The following is a 15,207-nucleotide window of genomic DNA, read 5'->3' on the forward strand; positions in this document are numbered from 1 at the left end:
CGGAGTGCACGGCACTCCACCCCGCGCGCAGTCGCGCGGGGTGGAGTGGCCCGGGTGAAAATGGTCCTAAGGAGGTCAGATGACGGTGGAGGAGCAGCGCTCTGAGGATGTGCTGCCGACGCCATCGGAGGCGAACCCCATCCGGGTGCTCATCGTCGACGACCACGCACTGTTCCGGCGCGGGTTGGAGATGGTGCTGGGCCAGGAGGTCGACATCGAGGTCGTCGGGGAGGCCGCGGACGGGTCCGAAGNCGTGACGATGGCGAAGGAGATGGCTCCCGACATCGTGCTCATGGACGTGCGGATGCCGCGCCGCGGCGGGATCGACGCCACGAGCGCCATCAAGGAGGCGGTGCCGAGCGCGAAGATCGTCATGTTGACGATCAGTGACGAGGAGGCCGACCTCTACGACGCGATCAAGGCGGGGGCCATGGGCTACCTGCTCAAGGAGATCTNCATCGACGAGGTCGCGGCCGACATTCGCGCCGTCTACGGCGGCCAGAGTCTGATCAGCCCTTCGATGGCGTCGAAGCTGCTCAGNGAGTTCGCGGCGATGATCAAGAACAAGGACGACCGGCCGCAGCTCCCCACCCCCCGGCTCACCGACCGGGAGATGGAGGTGCTTCGCCTCGTTGCCAAGGGCATGAACAACCGCGATATCGCCAAGCAGCTNTATATCAGCGAAAACACCGTGAAAAACCACATCCGAAATATTCTGGAGAAGCTGCAGTTGCATTCCAGGATGGAGGCGGTGGTCTACGCGGTCCGGGAGAAGCTGCTCGAAATCACCTGAGTCATCACCGCGGGTCCCCGGGCGGGGGCGGGTCGTCCGGGAGCCGCGAGCCCACCCAGCAGTCGACCCGCCGTCCGTCGCCCACCACCAGGGCCCGTCGCAGGGTTCCCTCCAAGGTGTATCCGGTTTTCTCGGCCACCCGGAGGGAGGCGACGTTGCCCACCGCGGCCCGCCATTCGATCCGGGCCAGTCCCAGTGCCCCGAAGGCCCACCTGGTCAGCGTCGCCACCGCCTGTGACATCACGCCCTGGCCGCGTGCCGACGCCGCACACCAGTAGCCGATCTCGGCGCCGCTTGGGGCGGTTAGCTGGAGCAGCGCGATCGAGGCCAGCAACTGCTCGGTCGTCGCGTCGACCACCGCGAACGCGGCTCCGGTCCCATCGGCCCAGGTCTGGGGTGCCTCCCGGGTGACGAAGTCCTCGGCGTGGTGGCGCCCGTACGGAGCGGGCAGCCTCGTCCACCGGGAGATCTCCGGATCCTGGCAGGCCTGGTGGACGGCGTCGACGTCGTAGGGGCGCCAGGGGCGCAGATGGAGGCGGCCGGCGGTGATCTCCACCGGTTCGAGAGACGGCATGGCTCTTCTTCTACCGGCTCACCGCCGGGCCGCGCCCCTCATTTCCGACCGGACCGCGACCCAGCGCCGGTGCCGTCGTCCACTCGCCCGGGCACCTCGCGGCGCCCCCGGTCGTTGGACGGGTGACGGATCGCGGGTACCCGCGTCGTCGCCCAAGTTGTCCTGGTCGTTTGTGCCCGCGCAATCCCTGCCCAGGGGCGTTGGCGCCTCGTCCCCGCATCCACAGCCCATCGTCGACCGCGGCCGGAGGAACCGCGTCCCGATGGATGTTGTGGGGGACGGTCCAGGGGCTAGCATCGTGTGGTCGGTGCCTCGCCGACATGCCTGCCGGAGGAGTTTCGCCCGTGGTTCTAGACAAGATCTTGCGTGCCGGCGAGGGCCGGATTCTGCGCAAGCTCAAGGCGATCGCCGAGCAGGTGAACCTGATCGAGGACGACTTCACCGGGCTGTCCGACGGCGAGCTGCGCGGCATGACCGACGAGTTCCGTCAGCGTGTCGCGGAGGGCAAGGAGTCCCTCGACGACCTGCTGCCCGAGGCATTCGCCGCCGTCCGGGAGGCGGCCCGGCGCACGCTCGGCCAGCGGCACTTCGACGTGCAGATCATGGGCGGCGCGGCGCTTCATCTCGGCAACATCGCCGAGATGAAGACCGGTGAGGGCAAGACGCTGGTCTCCACCCTGCCCGCCTACCTGAACGCCCTGGCCGGCAAGGGCGTGCACATCGTGACGGTCAACGACTACCTCGCCCAGCGCGACGCCGAGAACATGGGACGCGTCCACCGTTTCCTCGGCCTCACCGTCGGGGTGATCCACCCGCAGATGCCGCCTCCGGTCCGTCGCGCCCAGTACGCCTGCGACATCACCTACGGCACGAACAACGAGTTCGGATTCGACTATCTGCGCGACAACATGGCCTGGAGCGCGGACGAGCTGGTCCAGCGCGGCCACAACTTCGCGGTGGTCGACGAGGTCGACTCGATCCTCATCGACGAGGCCCGCACGCCGCTGATCATCAGTGGCCCGGCGGACCATCCGACCCGCTGGTACACGGAGTTCGCCCGAATCGCCCCCCTGCTGGAGCGCGACGTCGACTACGAGGTCGAAGAGGGCAAGCGGACGGTGGCCATCACCGAGTCCGGCGTCGAGAAGGTCGAGGATCAGCTCGGCATCGAGAATCTCTACGAGTCGGTGAACACGCCGCTCGTGGGCTACCTGAACAACTCGCTGAAGGCCAAGGAGCTCTACAAGCGGGACAAGGACTACATCGTCACCGACGGCGAGGTCCTTATCGTCGACGAGTTCACCGGCCNGGTGCTGCACGGCCGGCGCTACAGCGAGGGAATGCACCAGGCGATCGAGGCCAAGGAAAAGGTCGAGATCAAGCAGGAGAACCAGACCCTCGCGACGATCACCCTGCAGAACTACTTCCGGCTCTACGACAAGCTTTCCGGAATGACCGGTACCGCCATGACCGAGGCGGCCGAGTTCCACCAGATCTACTCCCTCGGCGTGGTGCCGATCCCGACGAACAAGCCGATGATCCGCAACGACCAGCCGGACGTCGTCTACAAGACCGAGATCGCGAAGTTCGACGCCGTGGTCGAGGACATCGCCGAGCGGCACGAGAAGGNCCAGCCGGTCCTGGTCGGCACCACGAGCGTGGAGAAGTCCGAGTACCTGTCCAAGCAGCTCACCAAGCGGGGCGTGCCGCACGAGGTCCTCAACGCCAAGCACCACGAGCGGGAGGCGACCATCATCGCCGAGGCGGGTCNCAAGGGCGCCGTCACGGTGGCGACGAACATGGCCGGCCGCGGTACCGACATCATGCTCGGCGGGAACCCGGAGTTCATCGCCCAGGCCGAGCTGCGCCAGCGCGGGCTGTCGCCCATCGAGACCCCCGAGGACTACGAGGCGGCCTGGCAGGAGGCGCTGGAGAAGGCCCGTCAGTCGGTGAAGACCGAGCACGAGGAGGTCGTCGAGGCGGGCGGCCTGTACGTGCTCGGCACCGAGCGGCACGAGTCCCGGCGCATCGACAACCAGCTACGCGGCCGCGCCGGCCGGCAGGGCGACCACGGCGAGTCGCGCTTCTACCTCTCCCTCGGCGACGACCTCATGCGGCTGTTCAACGCGGCTGCCGTCGAGGGGATCATGGATCGCCTCAACATCCCCGAGGACGTCCCGATCGAGTCGAAGATCGTGACGCGGGCGATCCGGTCGGCCCAGACCCAGGTCGAGGGCCAGAACTTCGAGATCCGCAAGAACGTGCTCAAGTACGACGAGGTCATGAACAAGCAGCGCACCGTCATCTACGAGGAGCGCCGCAAGGTCCTCGACGGCGCCGACCTGCACGAGCAGGTGCGGCATTTCGTCGACGACACCGTCGAGGGGTACGTGCGCGGTGCCACCGCCGACGGCTACCCCGAGGAGTGGGATCTCGACACCCTGTGGACCGCGCTCGGCCAGCTCTACCCGGTCGGGGTGGAGGCGCCCGACACCGACGATCGCGACGGGCTCACCCCCGATCACCTGCTGGAGGATGTCCAGGCCGACGCGCAGGAGGCGTACGACCGCCGCGAACTCGACCTCGGTGAAGGCGCCGATGACGAGCCGATCATGCGCGAGCTGGAGCGGCGGGTCGTCCTCGCCGTGCTGGACCGCAAGTGGCGCGAGCACCTGTACGAGATGGACTACCTGCAGGAGGGCATCGGCCTGCGGGCGATGGGACAGCGCGACCCGCTGGTCGAATACCAGCGCGAGGGTTTCGACATGTTCCAGACGATGATGGAGGGCATCAAGGAGGAGTCCGTCCGCCTCCTGTTCAACGTCGAGGTCCAGATCGCCGGTCAGGAGACCGAGGCGGCGCCTGCGGAGAGCGTCGCTGTCGCCCCGGCGGCCCCCGCGGGAGCCGCCGCCCTGCCCGCCGCGGTTGCGCCCGTGGCCCTGCCGGACGCCGAGGACGACCGGGCGGCCGCGCGCCGGACTCCGCCGGAGGTTCCGGCCGCACTGGCGCCGCCTGCCGCGCCGCCTGTCTTCGTCAAGGGTCTCGAGCCGCGTCGCCCGACCGGCGGGCTTCGCTACACCGCGCCGTCGGTCGATGGCGGTGCCGGACCGGTGACCATCCTGGACTCGGGCGCCGAGTCGTCGGTCGGTGGCGGTGCGGCCCAAGCCGCCCATGGTCCCGCCGGCGGATCAGCGGCAGGTGCGGGTGCTCGCCCCGCTCGCAACGCCCCCTGCCCGTGCGGCTCGGGTCGCAAATACAAGCGGTGCCACGGCGATCCCGCGCGGCGCAACGCCGAGGTCGAGTAAGGGACGCGCTACCCGCACCTTCGCTCCCGGCCGTCGGACGGCGGGTGACCCCGCTGCCCGACGGCCGAGAAGCTGGCGCCGGGGCACCGATCGGTCAGCCGACCTGCAGAGTCGTGACTCGCCATCGGCCGCCGGTGGCCTCCATCCGCAACGCCAGCGCTGCGGCCCGCGCGCCGCGGCTGATCACCGCAGACACCTCGGCGACGCCCGGCCGCGGCTCGCTCACTCGCACGCTGCGCACCTGGCCGCGGCGGCGGTCGCTGAGCTGCGCGGCGATGCGCTCGAGATCGTTCTGAAGCCGGGGAGTCGTCCAACCGGCGAGGTGGGACACGGGACGGACGCCGCCGAGCGCCTCGACGATGGCCCGGACGACGATCACCGCGGCCTCCCGCGCGGGCGCGGTCGGTCGGCCGGCCGCCGGGCCGCGGGCCGCTCGGCGTCCCGTCGCGGGCAGATCGCTCGAGGCCGGTCCCAGCGTCGAGCCGGCCTCGGTGAACACCTGCTCCGGCACGGTTAGCTGCCGGGGCGAGCGGTCCACGACGGCGTCCGGGCGGCCCACGACGGTGTCCGGGCGGTCGGCGTCCGGGCGGTCGGGGGCCTGGCCTCCGGGGGGAGGGGCGGAACGTCCGCCGCCGCGGCCTCCGCTGGAGCCGCGGCGATGGCCGCCCCCGCCGGGAGCGGCCGCGGGCCGGCCTGACCGGTCGGCGGCGCCGCCGGCTCGCCGAGCGGGTCGGATCCGAGTGTGGGCCGGTCGACCGCTTGCGGCTACGGGCTCGATCTCGTCGTCGTAGGGCGGTTCGTTTGGGGCTACGGGGAGCAGCCGCATGCCGGGGACCGAGTGTGGTCGCCGGGGCAGGGTCAGGGCACAGGTGGCGGTCACGGCAGGCTCCGATGGTGGCGGGCGGGGTCAGGGCCCGGATGGCGGTTTGAGGCGTTGGCCGGGAAGGATCAGGTTCGGGTCGTGGCCGATCACGTCGGAGTTCGCGGCCCACCAGCGGGGCCATTCGGCCGCGATCTGCTCGTGTGTGGCGGTGGGGCCGAGATGACGGGCGGCGATCGTCCACAGGTTGTCCCCGCGCAGGACGACGACCTCCTCGGCCTCGCCGGCGCGAGCCGACTGGCCGGTGCCCGACGGGCTGGCCGGAACGCCGGTGCCGCGGTGCGAGGACGGGACAAGCGGGTCGCGTGCCGGCGCCGAGGACGCGGGTTGTCGCGCGGGCGCCGCCGAGGCACCGCCGGCGGGGGCCGGGCCGGTCGGTGCCGTCGACGGCGCCGCGGTGCGCGGCGGATCGGTAGCCGGACGCTCAAGATCCGGCCAGCTCACCGACGTGCGTGCCGCGATGAGCCGGACGGGGGGGCCGGGGTCAGGGGCCGCCGGAGCGCCGCTCTGGGCGGCGTCCGGAGAGTGGGGCGGTGTCGACGAGGTCGACGCCGGTGCGGTTGCGTGCAGGTCGACGACGGGGATGGCCTCGCCCAGGCCCNGCACGGAGATCGTCGGGCTGGCGCCCTCGTCTGCGGTGGTGGCCGGGGTGGCGGAGGCCGGGCGGCCGAGGTCGGGTAGCCGGGGCGTGGCCGGGGCGGGGCGATCGAGGTCGGGGCGATCGAGGTCGGGCAGCCCGACCGCGCCGGGTGAGGCCGGCGCCGGACGGGCCGCCTCGCCGTGGTAGGTCACGCCCTGCAGCCGGGGTCCGGGCGCGGCGGAGCGGGCGCCGGCCGCGCCGGTCGGGGCCGTGTCGGTAGCGGCCGCGTCGGGCGCCGTCGCGGCCGGGCGGTCGAGGGACGGCAGGCCGGTCGCGTGACCTGAGGCCGGCACCCCCGCGTCCCCGAGACCGACCGTCGCCGGGCGGCCGAGATCGGGGAACGTCGCCGGCGCCGTGACGCCGATCCCGGTCGCCGGGTGGCTGCCGGCGGCCGCGGCGGGCATCGCCGCCATCACCGGCGCGACGCCGGCGACCAGGGTGACGCCGAGACCGATTTCGATCATCCGACGCATCGCGCGGGGCAGGATCAGGCGGGCCAGCGCCGCGCTGAGCCGGCCGACGCCGCCGGGGATGGCGGCGGCCACGCCGAGCAGGACGCCCAGGCACAGCCAGAGCAGGCACAGCCACGCCACCGCACCGACGACCGTAACGAGGGCCTGCTCGGGTGCCGCGGTGAACCAGTCGGGCACATCGCCGACGCCGGCCGGCAGGTCCGCCAGCCGAGGGCCGAAGACGATCAATATGATCGCCGTGCCCGCGGCTCCGGCCGCACCGGCGAACAGCGCCAGTGTCCGCCGAGCCGCTCCCGCGATCATCGTCGCTGCTCCTGTCTGNCGGATGTCGTCGAACGACTTCGTTTGCCTATGTTTGGTTGTGTAAACCTCTGGCGTCCCACTGTCAATCCCGCTTGCGTCGTGCGTGAGGGATCGAGTCGCCCGGTGTGCAGCGGAACGTACCCGTACGGGAGGAGACCCGATGCGTTGGGAGGACCTGTTCGCNGACCTCGAGCTGCAGTGGGAGGCGAACGAGGCTGCCGAGCTCGCCGCCGAGCTCGCCGACCGCAGCCGCCGGGAGGCCGCCTACCTGCGGCTGATCGATCGCCTGCGGCCCGTCGTGGGACACCCGGCGCGCTGCCGGGTGCTGGGCGGGCAGCGGGCGCCGGAGACGCTGCACGGCACGCTGTCCGCGCTGGGGGTGGACTGGTTCCTGCTCGCGGAGCCCGGCGCGACGGAGGTGCTGGTGCCGATGCGCTCGCTGCTCGCGGTCGAGAACCTGCCGGTCGTCTCCGCCCAGCCGGGGCACGAGGGGCCGCTGGCCGCGAAGCTGGACCTGCGGTACGTGCTGCGCGGGCTCGTTCGGGACCGCTCCGTGTGCACGCTGTTGTTCGTGGACGGGACGAGCCTGCACGGGACGCCGGTCCGGGTGGGGGCGGACTTCCTGGAGGTCGCCGAGCACGCGGTGGGCGAGTTCGCCCGCCGAGGGNGGGTCCGGTCGGGGTGGACGATGCCGCTCGACGCGATCGCCTACGTGCGCCGCGTCCCCTGACCGGTCCGGGGAGTGGCTCGATGGCGGTGTCAGTCCTCCGGCACGGCCTCGTTGCGGCTCATGGGATTGGCCGCGACGAAGGCCCTGGTCTGCTCGTAGGCACGCTGGATGTACGCCTCCAGCTCCGAGCGTTCCACCCGCCACTGCCCCCGACCGCCGATCTTGATGGCGGGGAGCTCGCCCGAGCGGACGAGGGCATAGGTCTGGCTGGACGAGATGTTGAGGATGTCCGCCACATCGCTCAGCTGAAGGAAGCGGTCGTTCATCAAAGTCCTCCTACTGAGGGCGGATGTCTCTCCTCACGTGTGTATCAGAGATTCCACTGTTCATCGCGTCCAGATGCTTCAGCTTGTGGATAACTACGCGCGGACGCCCCCGAAAGCTCTCGCTCGTGGCTGTTCTGGTCCGCTACCATCCGCGCCTGCCGTCGCCGGCCGGCCGCCGGGCCCGGCGGCTCCCTGAGCTGCGTCGCCACCCGTGGGAAGCGGCGCGGAACGCCCGGGCGGTCGGACCCGGCGACGCGAAAATCGCGCGGCTTCGTCCCGGCGCGCATCGCACCGGGCCCGCTGCGCGTCCAACTGGTGAGCTCAGGACACCCGGGATGTCGCTGCGCGCGGGCGGTCGGTGGACACCGATTGTCGACGGTGGCGTTCCGCAGCGGAATCCTCGCTGGTTTCGGTGGGTTCGGGGCCTTCGACCGCGTACGCTCTGCGACCGGAAGGTGTGAACATGCACCAATGGTCCGGCCAGGAGAAAAGGGAGGTCTCCCGGTGACCGAGCTCGCCGCGGCGCCGGTCCGTCCCGAGGCGCCCCCGCCGCCGGGCTCGCCTCCCGCCCGCCGGCTGACCCGGCGGCGCTGGCGGGACTCCCGGCTGCTCGTCGGGGTGCTGCTCGTGCTCGTCTCGGTCGTCGTGGGGGCGCGGCTGTTCGCGTCGGCGGACTCGACCCGGCAGTGGGCGGTGGCGAGGACCGGCCTGCCCGCCGGGCACGTCATCGTGGCGGGGGATCTGACCACGGTGTCCGCCCGGCTCGATGCCAGGACGTCCGACCGCTACTATCCGGGCGGCCGGCTGCGTGACCTGACCGGTGCCACCCTCGCCCGGCCCGTCGACGCCGGGGAGCTGGTCAGCGGGGCCGACTTCGCCGGGCGGAACACGCAGTCCACCAGGCTGGTTCCGGTCATGGTCAAGGCGGGCCGGCTGCCCGTCCTCGAGCCCGGCGACCACGTCGACGTCTACGTGTTCTCCGCCGGGGCCGCGGCGGCCACCGGCTCCGGGGACCAGGCCGGCAACCAGCCGAACCAGCCGGCNCCGGCCGCGGGGGCCGGCGCCGAGTCGCTGGTCCTGCACGACGTCGAGTTCGTCGGGCTGGAGAAGCTGGCCAGCGGTGACCGCTCGCTGACGTTGCGCGTGCCGGTCGACAACGCGATCCAGGCCGTGGCGGCGTCCCAGAGCGAGCGGGTCGACGTCGTGAAGCTCGAACGGGACTCCCGCGGCGGCGTCGGCTCGACCGGACCGACCACCGTGGCGGGGTACGGCCGGTGAGCCTGCCGATCCTGACCGCGGTGACCGACTCCGAGGTCGAGGCCGGCCTGGTCTCGGCCTTCGATCGCCGCGATCTCGGCGTCACCGTGGTGCGCCGTTGTGTCGACCTGCCGGATCTGCTTGCTGCGGCGACGACCGGTGCGGCGCGCGCGGCGCTGCTGTCGGCCGATCTGCGCCGGCTGGACCGCGATGCGCTGACCCGCCTGGCGATGGCCGGCATCGCGGTGGTCGGCCTGATCGCGCCCGGGGACGAGGACGCGGACCGCCGCCTGCGCCAGCTCGGCGTCGCGGCGGTCATCCCCGCCGACGCCACCGCCGAGGTGGTTGCCGGCGCCGTCGTCGAGGCCTCCCGTGCGCTGGCGTCCCACGCCGCCGGCCCGGCGGCCTGGCCCGCCGCCGCCTCCTCCTACAGCGAGCCGCTGCTGGGCTTCGGGCAGCTCGCCCCGGCCGGCACCGGCACCGACGGCCTCGGCCTCGGGGAGGCCGGTGACGGCCGGGTGATCGCGGTCTGGGGGCCGGCCGGAGCGCCGGGGCGCACGACGATCGCGCTGTGCCTCGCCGCCGAGATCGCGGCCTTGGGGTTCTCGACGCTGCTGGTGGATGCCGACTCCTACGGCGGGGCGATCGGCCAGCTCGTCGGCCTGCTGGAGGAGGCGCCGGGCCTGGCCGCCGCGGCCCGGTCCGCCAACCAGGGCCTGCTCGACGTGCCGCGGCTGGCCGTGCTGTGCCGGGACCTGGGCGAGGGCCTGCGGGTGCTGCCCGGCATCTCCCGGCCGTCGCGGTGGCCCGAGCTGCGCCCGGCGTCCATCGAAACGGTGCTGTCGATGTCCCGGCGGCTGGCGTCGTACGTGGTGGTGGACTGCGGCTTCTGTCTGGAGACGGACGAGGAGCTGTCCTTCGACACCGCGGCGCCGCGGCGCAACGGCGCGACGCTNGCGGTGCTCGAGGCGGCCGACATCGTCCTCGCGGTCGCCTCGGCGGAGCCGGTCGGTCTGGTCCGGTTCGTCCGTGGACTGGCCGATCTGCGGGAGGCTGTCCCGGCGGCAGATCCGCTCGTGGTGGTCAACCGGCTGCGGGCCTCGGTTGTCGGCGGCGACCCGTCCCGGGAGGTCGGCCGGGCGATCCTGCGCCACACCGGGACCGAGCCGGTCGCGCTCGTGCCCTATGACCTCGCCGGGCTCGATGCGGCACAGGTCGCGGGTCAGCTCCTGCGGGACATCGCCCCCACCTCCCCCGCCCGGCTCGCGATCAGGGATCTGGCCGCTCGGCTGGCCGGGCGGCCCGCGGTCGGCCNCCGGCGCCGCAGCGGGTTCCGGCGCCAGTCGCGCTAGGTGATCGTCGGCCGGTGAGCGCGGCCGACTGGACCGGGCGATGACAACTCACCGTTACGCTCACGGCATAACCGTGACATAAAGCATTCGTCTCATCATGAATGTGTAGCGGTCATGGTTACAGCGAGCGATTCGTGGGCATCGCTGTGTGGAACGGTTCCGGTCAAGAAGTGAAGGGGATCTTACTCAAAGCTTCCAGTGGCAGGAGATCGGCCACGAAAGGACGTCGGTCTGATGCACTATGAAGTATGAACGTTAATGGCGGCGCAGTCACGCTGCATAGCGTGATGCAATGTATGTCTGCGTGAGAGTCCCCTTTCGGCAACGTTACGTTAGTGTTGAGCAGGCCTCGAAGGTGCCATCCGGAGCGCGGCCGCAACCGTGTCCGGGGAGCCGGAGGCACGGGGATGCTCGGGCGAGACGGCTAGGGGGTGTGTCGGGTGAGCCGGGAGTACGCGAAGGCGGTGGGCGCCCGCCTGCGGGCGATTCGGATACAGCAGGGGCTGTCGCTCCAGGGGGTCGAGCAGAAGTCGCGCGGCCGCTGGAAGACCGCCGCCGTCGGCTCCTACGAGCGCGGGGACCGGATGATCAGCGTCCACCAGCTCTCCGAACTCGCCGGGTTCTACGGAGTGCCGGTGTCGGCGCTGCTGCCCAGCGAGGACCAGTTGCCCCCGCGCGAGCGCCGCCCGCGCACGGTCCTGAACCTGGAGAAGCTCAGCGAGGCGCCACCCGACACCTCCGCGCTCGTCCGGCGGTGGGTGGCGCAGATCCAGCGCCAGCGCGACGACTACGCCGGGCACGTGCTGTCCATCCGCGACGGCGATGTGCGCGCGCTCGCCCTGCTGCACGACACCACGCCGCAGGAGTTCGCCGAGCGCCTGCGCAACTGGGGCGTCCTGGAGACGACCTTCCCCGAGGAGAGCGAGGAACCGCCGGAGTAGCGGCGAGAAACCGCCGGCGTAGTCCGGTGGCCCGTCCGGGCGCGTCACGCGCCGCAGGCAACGAACGGTCGACGCGGACCGTGGACTGCGACTGGCCCATCCCCGGGAGGTCCCATGCGGCGCACACCGCCGCCGGCGGCCGCCCGGTCCAGGTGCGACCGGGCGGCCCACATGGCAGCGGGCGGACCGGGGCGGCAGGTGCCCCGCGCAGGGCACATCCCCTCCCGACCGCCGCGCCGGGAGGTGGACAATGACCAGAAGGCGGGCCCCGCGCAGGGGCCTGGTCCTCGGGGCGGGCGGAGTCCTCGGCTCCGCCTGGATGATCGGCGCCATGCGGGCCGTCGAGACCGAGACCGGCCGTGACCTGGGCAGTAGCGACCTGGTGGTCGGTACCTCGGCCGGCTCCGTCGTCGCGGCTCTGCTCGGCCTCGGCGTCGGCATCGACGTGATGGCCAACTCCGAGCNCGGGCTGTACGAGGCGGGCGACCCCGTCCTCGACTACCGCGACCTCGGCGCCTCCCTGCCCCCACGGCCCCGGATGCGAATGGGCTCGCCACGGCTGCTCACGGCCAGCGCGCTGCACCCCCGGCACGCCTCGCCGATGGTCACCCTGGCGGCGATTCTGCCGCAGGGCCGCGGCAAGATCTCCGCGGTGGGCGACCTGGTCTCCGCCGCTATGGACCGCAGGGGACTGGACCTCGCCGACTGGCCCGCCCCGCCAAACCTGCGGGTCGTCGCGATGAACTTCGACACCGGTCACCGGGTGCTGTTCGGCTCGCCCGACGCACCCCGAGTGACACTGCCCGAGGCGGTCATGGCGTCCTGCGCGATCCCCGGCTGGTACGCCCCGATCGAGTCAGGCGGTCAGCGCTTCGTCGACGGCGGGACCCGCTCGCCCACGTCGGTCGACCTGCTCGCCGACGCCGAGCTCGAGGAGGTGCTCGTGCTCGCGCCGGCCTGCTCGCTGGCCAGCGACCGCCCCCGTGGCGCGGTGGCCCTGGTCGAACGGCAGGTCCGGCGCGCGGCGACCCGTCGGTTGCTGCGGGAGATCGAGCTGGTCGAGGCCGCGGGCACCCGGGTGACGGTGCTGTCTCCCGGACCAGAGGACCTCGCGGTGATGGGCGGCAACCTGATGGACCTGACCCGCCGCGCGGAGGTGTTCGAGACCAGCCTGCGGACCACGTGCGCGGCCCTGCGCGCGAGCGCCCGCGCGCGCCCACGGCCCCGGTCGGCCCGCACCGGCGCCACCACTGCCACCGGCGCCACCACTGCCACCGGCGCCGGCGCGACCTCCGCCGCCCGCGCGGTCGCCGCCGCAACCACTGCCGCTTCCAGGACCGGGACCGGCACCCGCGGCGGTGCCGGCGTCGAGGGGGGCGCCGGCACCGGCGAGGGCGCCGGTCAACCGAAGGGCCGGCTCGGCTTGGACCTGGCCGGCTGAGCGGGCGGTCCCGAGCCATGGCACCGGCCCGCTCCCAACCACCGCGCCCCGACGGTGCGGCTAAGACCGCGCCCGTGGTGCCCGCCGGATGGGACCCTCGTTGGTCGTCCGGCGCGGCTGGTTGCGAGACTGGTCGGGTGCGCATCTACCTGCCGTCCACGCTCAACGCCGCGCGATCGGTGTGGGAGTCCGGGCAGGTGCCGGCTGGGACGGGCTTTGCGGTCACGCCGGCGCTGCGTGAGTGGTACGCCCAGTCGGAGTCCGAGGAGGAGCTGGAGTACGCGGTGCTGCACGACGCGGCGCGCGCCAGCCTGCGCCTGCTCGACGCCGACCCGGCGGCCCCACGCCGACGCCTGGTCTTCGTCGCGGACCTCGCCGACGGCGACGTCCGCGTCCGGGACGACCTCGAACGAGGCGCCGTCGAGGTCGACTTCCCGGTGCCCTGGTCGGCAGTGGGAGCGATCCACGTCGACGACGGCGACGATGGCGAGGTTCTCGACGCGGTGGCCGAGGCGGCGGATCACATTGTCGAGGCCGACCTCGGCGGCGAGGACGCGGCCTTCACCGTTGACAGCGTCGAAGGCTTCGAGTTGCTCTGGTTCGCCCCGCAGGAGCTGCCCGACCTGCTGTGAGCAGGCCCGCCCCGTCGTTGGCGGGTCGGCTGGATGCCTGGACGGTGTTCGGCACGCCGACTGGCCTGCAGTGTGAGGTAGACCACACCCATTGATGGTTCGTTGGGGTGTGATGTCCGGGCNGGTGCTCACCCGGCGTGAAATGTTGGCGTCGGACGGCGTTTGCGGTGGCCATCCGGCTCCATCACACCGGTCTGCCTCGCCGATCGGCGTCCGCGGCCGGCTTTTCTCCACGCAAACCGGTCCAGATGGACAACGGTTGTGCCTCCCCGGGGTACGGCCGCTGTCGTGTGTTGCGAATAATGCGTAGGCAGGCCGTGAGGTGTCGGTCGGGTTCCTGCCCGGTTGGCGTCGATCGTCCGTTTTTCTCCCAACACCCTTCGTGCCGGGATGCCGGCCCGGGCGGGTATGGATCTTGGTAACCCACCGCGTAAGGAGGCTGGCAGCCGATGCTGTACCTCGCCGGGCAGATCCTGGCGTATGTGCTGGTGGCGATGGTCATCGGCGCCGCGCTTGCGTGGGTGTTCCTCATCGCCCCGCTGCGCCGGCAGGTGCGCCAGACCCGCGACGCCCAGCCGGAACCCAGGGTCGGCGGCGCCGAGCCGACGCCCGACGCCGTGGCCGACGCCCGGAGAAGCGACGCCCGGGGGACCGGCCCTCAGACGGCCGATGTTGCTGGGACAGCACTCGCGCTCCCGCCGCACCCCGGGGAGCTCAGCGGCGACATCGCGCTTGAGGGCGACTCCGAGCGTTTCCCGGAGCCTGTCGAGTCCGCCGAGCGCCTGGATCCCGCGGTGGCCGCCGGCGACCGGCTCGGGCCTGACGCGGATTCCCGTGCCTTCGGGCCCGACACGGTGGGGGCGGAACTCGCCACCACCGGGCCGATCCCGTTGCCGATCAACGCCGTGCGCGTCGGGGAACCCGTCGCCGAGCTCGTCGCCCTGCTGCGCCGCCAGCGGGACGACGCCGCCCTGGAGAAGGCCGACCTGACCGCCCGCCTCGCCGTGGCCGAACAGCGAGCGGCCGAATCCGAGCAGCGGATCGGGGCCGCGGAGCGGCACGCCATGACGGCGAGCGCCCGGGTCGAGGAGATCGAGGCCACGCTGCGCGCCAGGGTCGAGGCCGTGACGAGCGCCGCCGGCGGCGCGCGGGCGGCGGGTGACGCGTCACCGGCCGACCCGGACACCACCGCGGCGGACACCGGGCTCACCGTCGCGGAGCTCGCGCGCGAGGCCGAGCTGCTGCGCCAGCAGCTTGTCGAGGCGGAGGGCCGGGCGGCGAAGTTCTCCTCCCGGCTGGCGATGGCGCGCACCGAGGCCGAGGACGCCCAGNGTCTCGTCGCGACCATGACCACCCGGCTCGACCGGCATCAGGCCGAATGGGCGGCCGAGCGCGTCAGCCTGCTCGGCCGGATCGAGCGGACCGAGTCCGCTCTCGGTCGCGGCACCGAGACCGCTCCCGCCGCCGACCCGGCAGCGGAGCCCGCCCCCTCCGCCGCTGCGACCTCCACCCCCGGCACCTCCGCGGCTGCGGCCTCCACCCCCGAGACCTCCGCGGCCGGGCGCAGGGTGGAGTACTCCGCCGCCGTCGAATACGCCGAGATCGTCGGTACGGCGAAGG

At 72.5% G+C, this 15,207-nt stretch carries 9 protein-coding genes and 13 pseudogenes; 19 read left to right on the plus strand and 3 right to left on the minus strand.

Going from position 1 to position 15,207, the window contains the following annotated elements:
- Nucleotides 1-79: 79 nt before the first annotated feature.
- The 5 genes and pseudogenes from FF86_RS46670 to FF86_RS46690 all read left to right on the plus strand — a co-directional run.
- Nucleotides 80-251, plus strand: a 172-nt coding sequence (locus FF86_RS46670) for a response regulator transcription factor (RefSeq protein ID WP_396229842.1), incomplete at its 3' end; no start/stop codon positions are given.
- 1 nt (nt 252) lies between these two features.
- A pseudogene (locus FF86_RS46675) lies at nt 253-455 on the plus strand (response regulator transcription factor); the annotation flags it as partial.
- Between the two features lies 1 nt (nt 456).
- Nucleotides 457-540: pseudogene (locus FF86_RS46680) on the plus strand (DNA-binding response regulator); the annotation flags it as partial.
- 1 nt (nt 541) lies between these two features.
- Nucleotides 542-672: pseudogene (locus FF86_RS46685) on the plus strand (LuxR C-terminal-related transcriptional regulator); the annotation flags it as partial.
- A gap of 1 nt (nt 673) precedes the next feature.
- Nucleotides 674-793: pseudogene (locus FF86_RS46690) on the plus strand (response regulator transcription factor); the annotation flags it as partial.
- Nucleotides 794-797: 4 nt separating this feature from the next.
- On the opposite strand, the gene FF86_RS11840 reads toward FF86_RS46690, so the two are convergent.
- Nucleotides 798-1,367 carry a GNAT family N-acetyltransferase gene (locus FF86_RS11840; RefSeq protein ID WP_044884608.1) on the minus strand — a complete coding sequence of 190 codons (570 nt, stop codon included), beginning with the start codon at nt 1,365-1,367 and terminating at the stop codon, nt 798-800.
- Between the two features lie 344 nt (nt 1,368-1,711).
- On the opposite strand from FF86_RS11840, the pseudogene FF86_RS46695 reads away from it, so the two are divergent.
- The 4 pseudogenes from FF86_RS46695 to FF86_RS46710 all read left to right on the plus strand — a co-directional run.
- Nucleotides 1,712-2,675 (plus strand): annotated as a pseudogene (locus FF86_RS46695) (preprotein translocase subunit SecA); the annotation flags it as partial.
- A 1-nt stretch (nt 2,676) separates the two neighbouring features.
- Nucleotides 2,677-2,996, plus strand: a pseudogene (locus FF86_RS46700) (preprotein translocase subunit SecA); the annotation flags it as partial.
- 1 nt (nt 2,997) lies between these two features.
- A pseudogene (locus FF86_RS46705) lies at nt 2,998-3,137 on the plus strand (hypothetical protein); the annotation flags it as partial.
- Nucleotide 3,138: 1 nt separating this feature from the next.
- Nucleotides 3,139-4,672, plus strand: a pseudogene (locus FF86_RS46710) (SEC-C metal-binding domain-containing protein); the annotation flags it as partial.
- A gap of 94 nt (nt 4,673-4,766) precedes the next feature.
- Here the strand turns inward: FF86_RS46710 and FF86_RS65870 are convergent.
- A complete protein-coding gene (locus FF86_RS65870; RefSeq protein WP_370657175.1) occupies nt 4,767-5,231 on the minus strand; it encodes an Rv3235 family protein in 465 nt (154 codons plus the stop codon).
- A 1,921-nt stretch (nt 5,232-7,152) separates the two neighbouring features.
- Between FF86_RS65870 and FF86_RS46715 the strand changes: the two are divergent.
- A pseudogene (locus FF86_RS46715) lies at nt 7,153-7,635 on the plus strand (hypothetical protein); the annotation flags it as partial.
- Nucleotides 7,636-7,727: 92 nt separating this feature from the next.
- Here FF86_RS46715 and FF86_RS11865 read toward each other — a convergent pair.
- A complete protein-coding gene (locus tag FF86_RS11865; RefSeq protein WP_009740318.1) occupies nt 7,728-7,964 on the minus strand; it encodes a helix-turn-helix domain-containing protein in 237 nt (78 codons plus the stop codon).
- 504 nt (nt 7,965-8,468) lie between these two features.
- Here FF86_RS11865 and FF86_RS11870 point away from each other — a divergent pair.
- The 9 genes and pseudogenes from FF86_RS11870 to FF86_RS46740 all read left to right on the plus strand — a co-directional run.
- On the plus strand, nt 8,469-9,007 hold a 539-nt coding region (locus FF86_RS11870; protein WP_242418614.1), incomplete at its 3' end, for an SAF domain-containing protein.
- 1 nt (nt 9,008) lies between these two features.
- A pseudogene (locus FF86_RS46720) lies at nt 9,009-9,242 on the plus strand (flagellar biosynthesis protein FlgA); the annotation flags it as partial.
- The coding region (locus FF86_RS46725) for a chromosome partitioning protein (RefSeq protein ID WP_242418615.1) at nt 9,239-10,176 on the plus strand (938 nt) is incomplete at its 3' end. The pseudogene FF86_RS46720 and the gene FF86_RS46725, both read left to right, overlap by 4 nt.
- A gap of 1 nt (nt 10,177) precedes the next feature.
- Nucleotides 10,178-10,535: pseudogene (locus tag FF86_RS46730) on the plus strand (MinD/ParA family protein); the annotation flags it as partial.
- A 478-nt stretch (nt 10,536-11,013) separates the two neighbouring features.
- Complete coding sequence (locus FF86_RS11880) at nt 11,014-11,514, plus strand: transcriptional regulator (protein ID WP_041938893.1); 501 nt, start codon at nt 11,014-11,016, stop codon at nt 11,512-11,514.
- 250 nt (nt 11,515-11,764) lie between these two features.
- A partial coding sequence (locus FF86_RS46735) for a patatin-like phospholipase family protein (protein ID WP_396229837.1) occupies nt 11,765-11,978 on the plus strand: 214 nt, incomplete at its 3' end.
- Nucleotide 11,979: 1 nt separating this feature from the next.
- A pseudogene (locus FF86_RS11885) lies at nt 11,980-12,955 on the plus strand (patatin-like phospholipase family protein); the annotation flags it as partial.
- A 137-nt stretch (nt 12,956-13,092) separates the two neighbouring features.
- Complete coding sequence (locus FF86_RS11890; RefSeq protein ID WP_044884600.1) at nt 13,093-13,587, plus strand: DUF6912 family protein; 495 nt, start codon at nt 13,093-13,095, stop codon at nt 13,585-13,587.
- Between the two features lie 449 nt (nt 13,588-14,036).
- Nucleotides 14,037-14,918, plus strand: a pseudogene (locus FF86_RS46740) (hypothetical protein); the annotation flags it as partial.
- Nucleotides 14,919-15,207 lie beyond the last annotated feature (289 nt).

This window comes from Frankia sp. CpI1-P (genome assembly GCF_001421075.1).
In the GTDB taxonomy this organism is placed as follows: Bacteria; Actinomycetota; Actinomycetes; order Frankiales; family Frankiaceae; genus Frankia; species Frankia torreyi.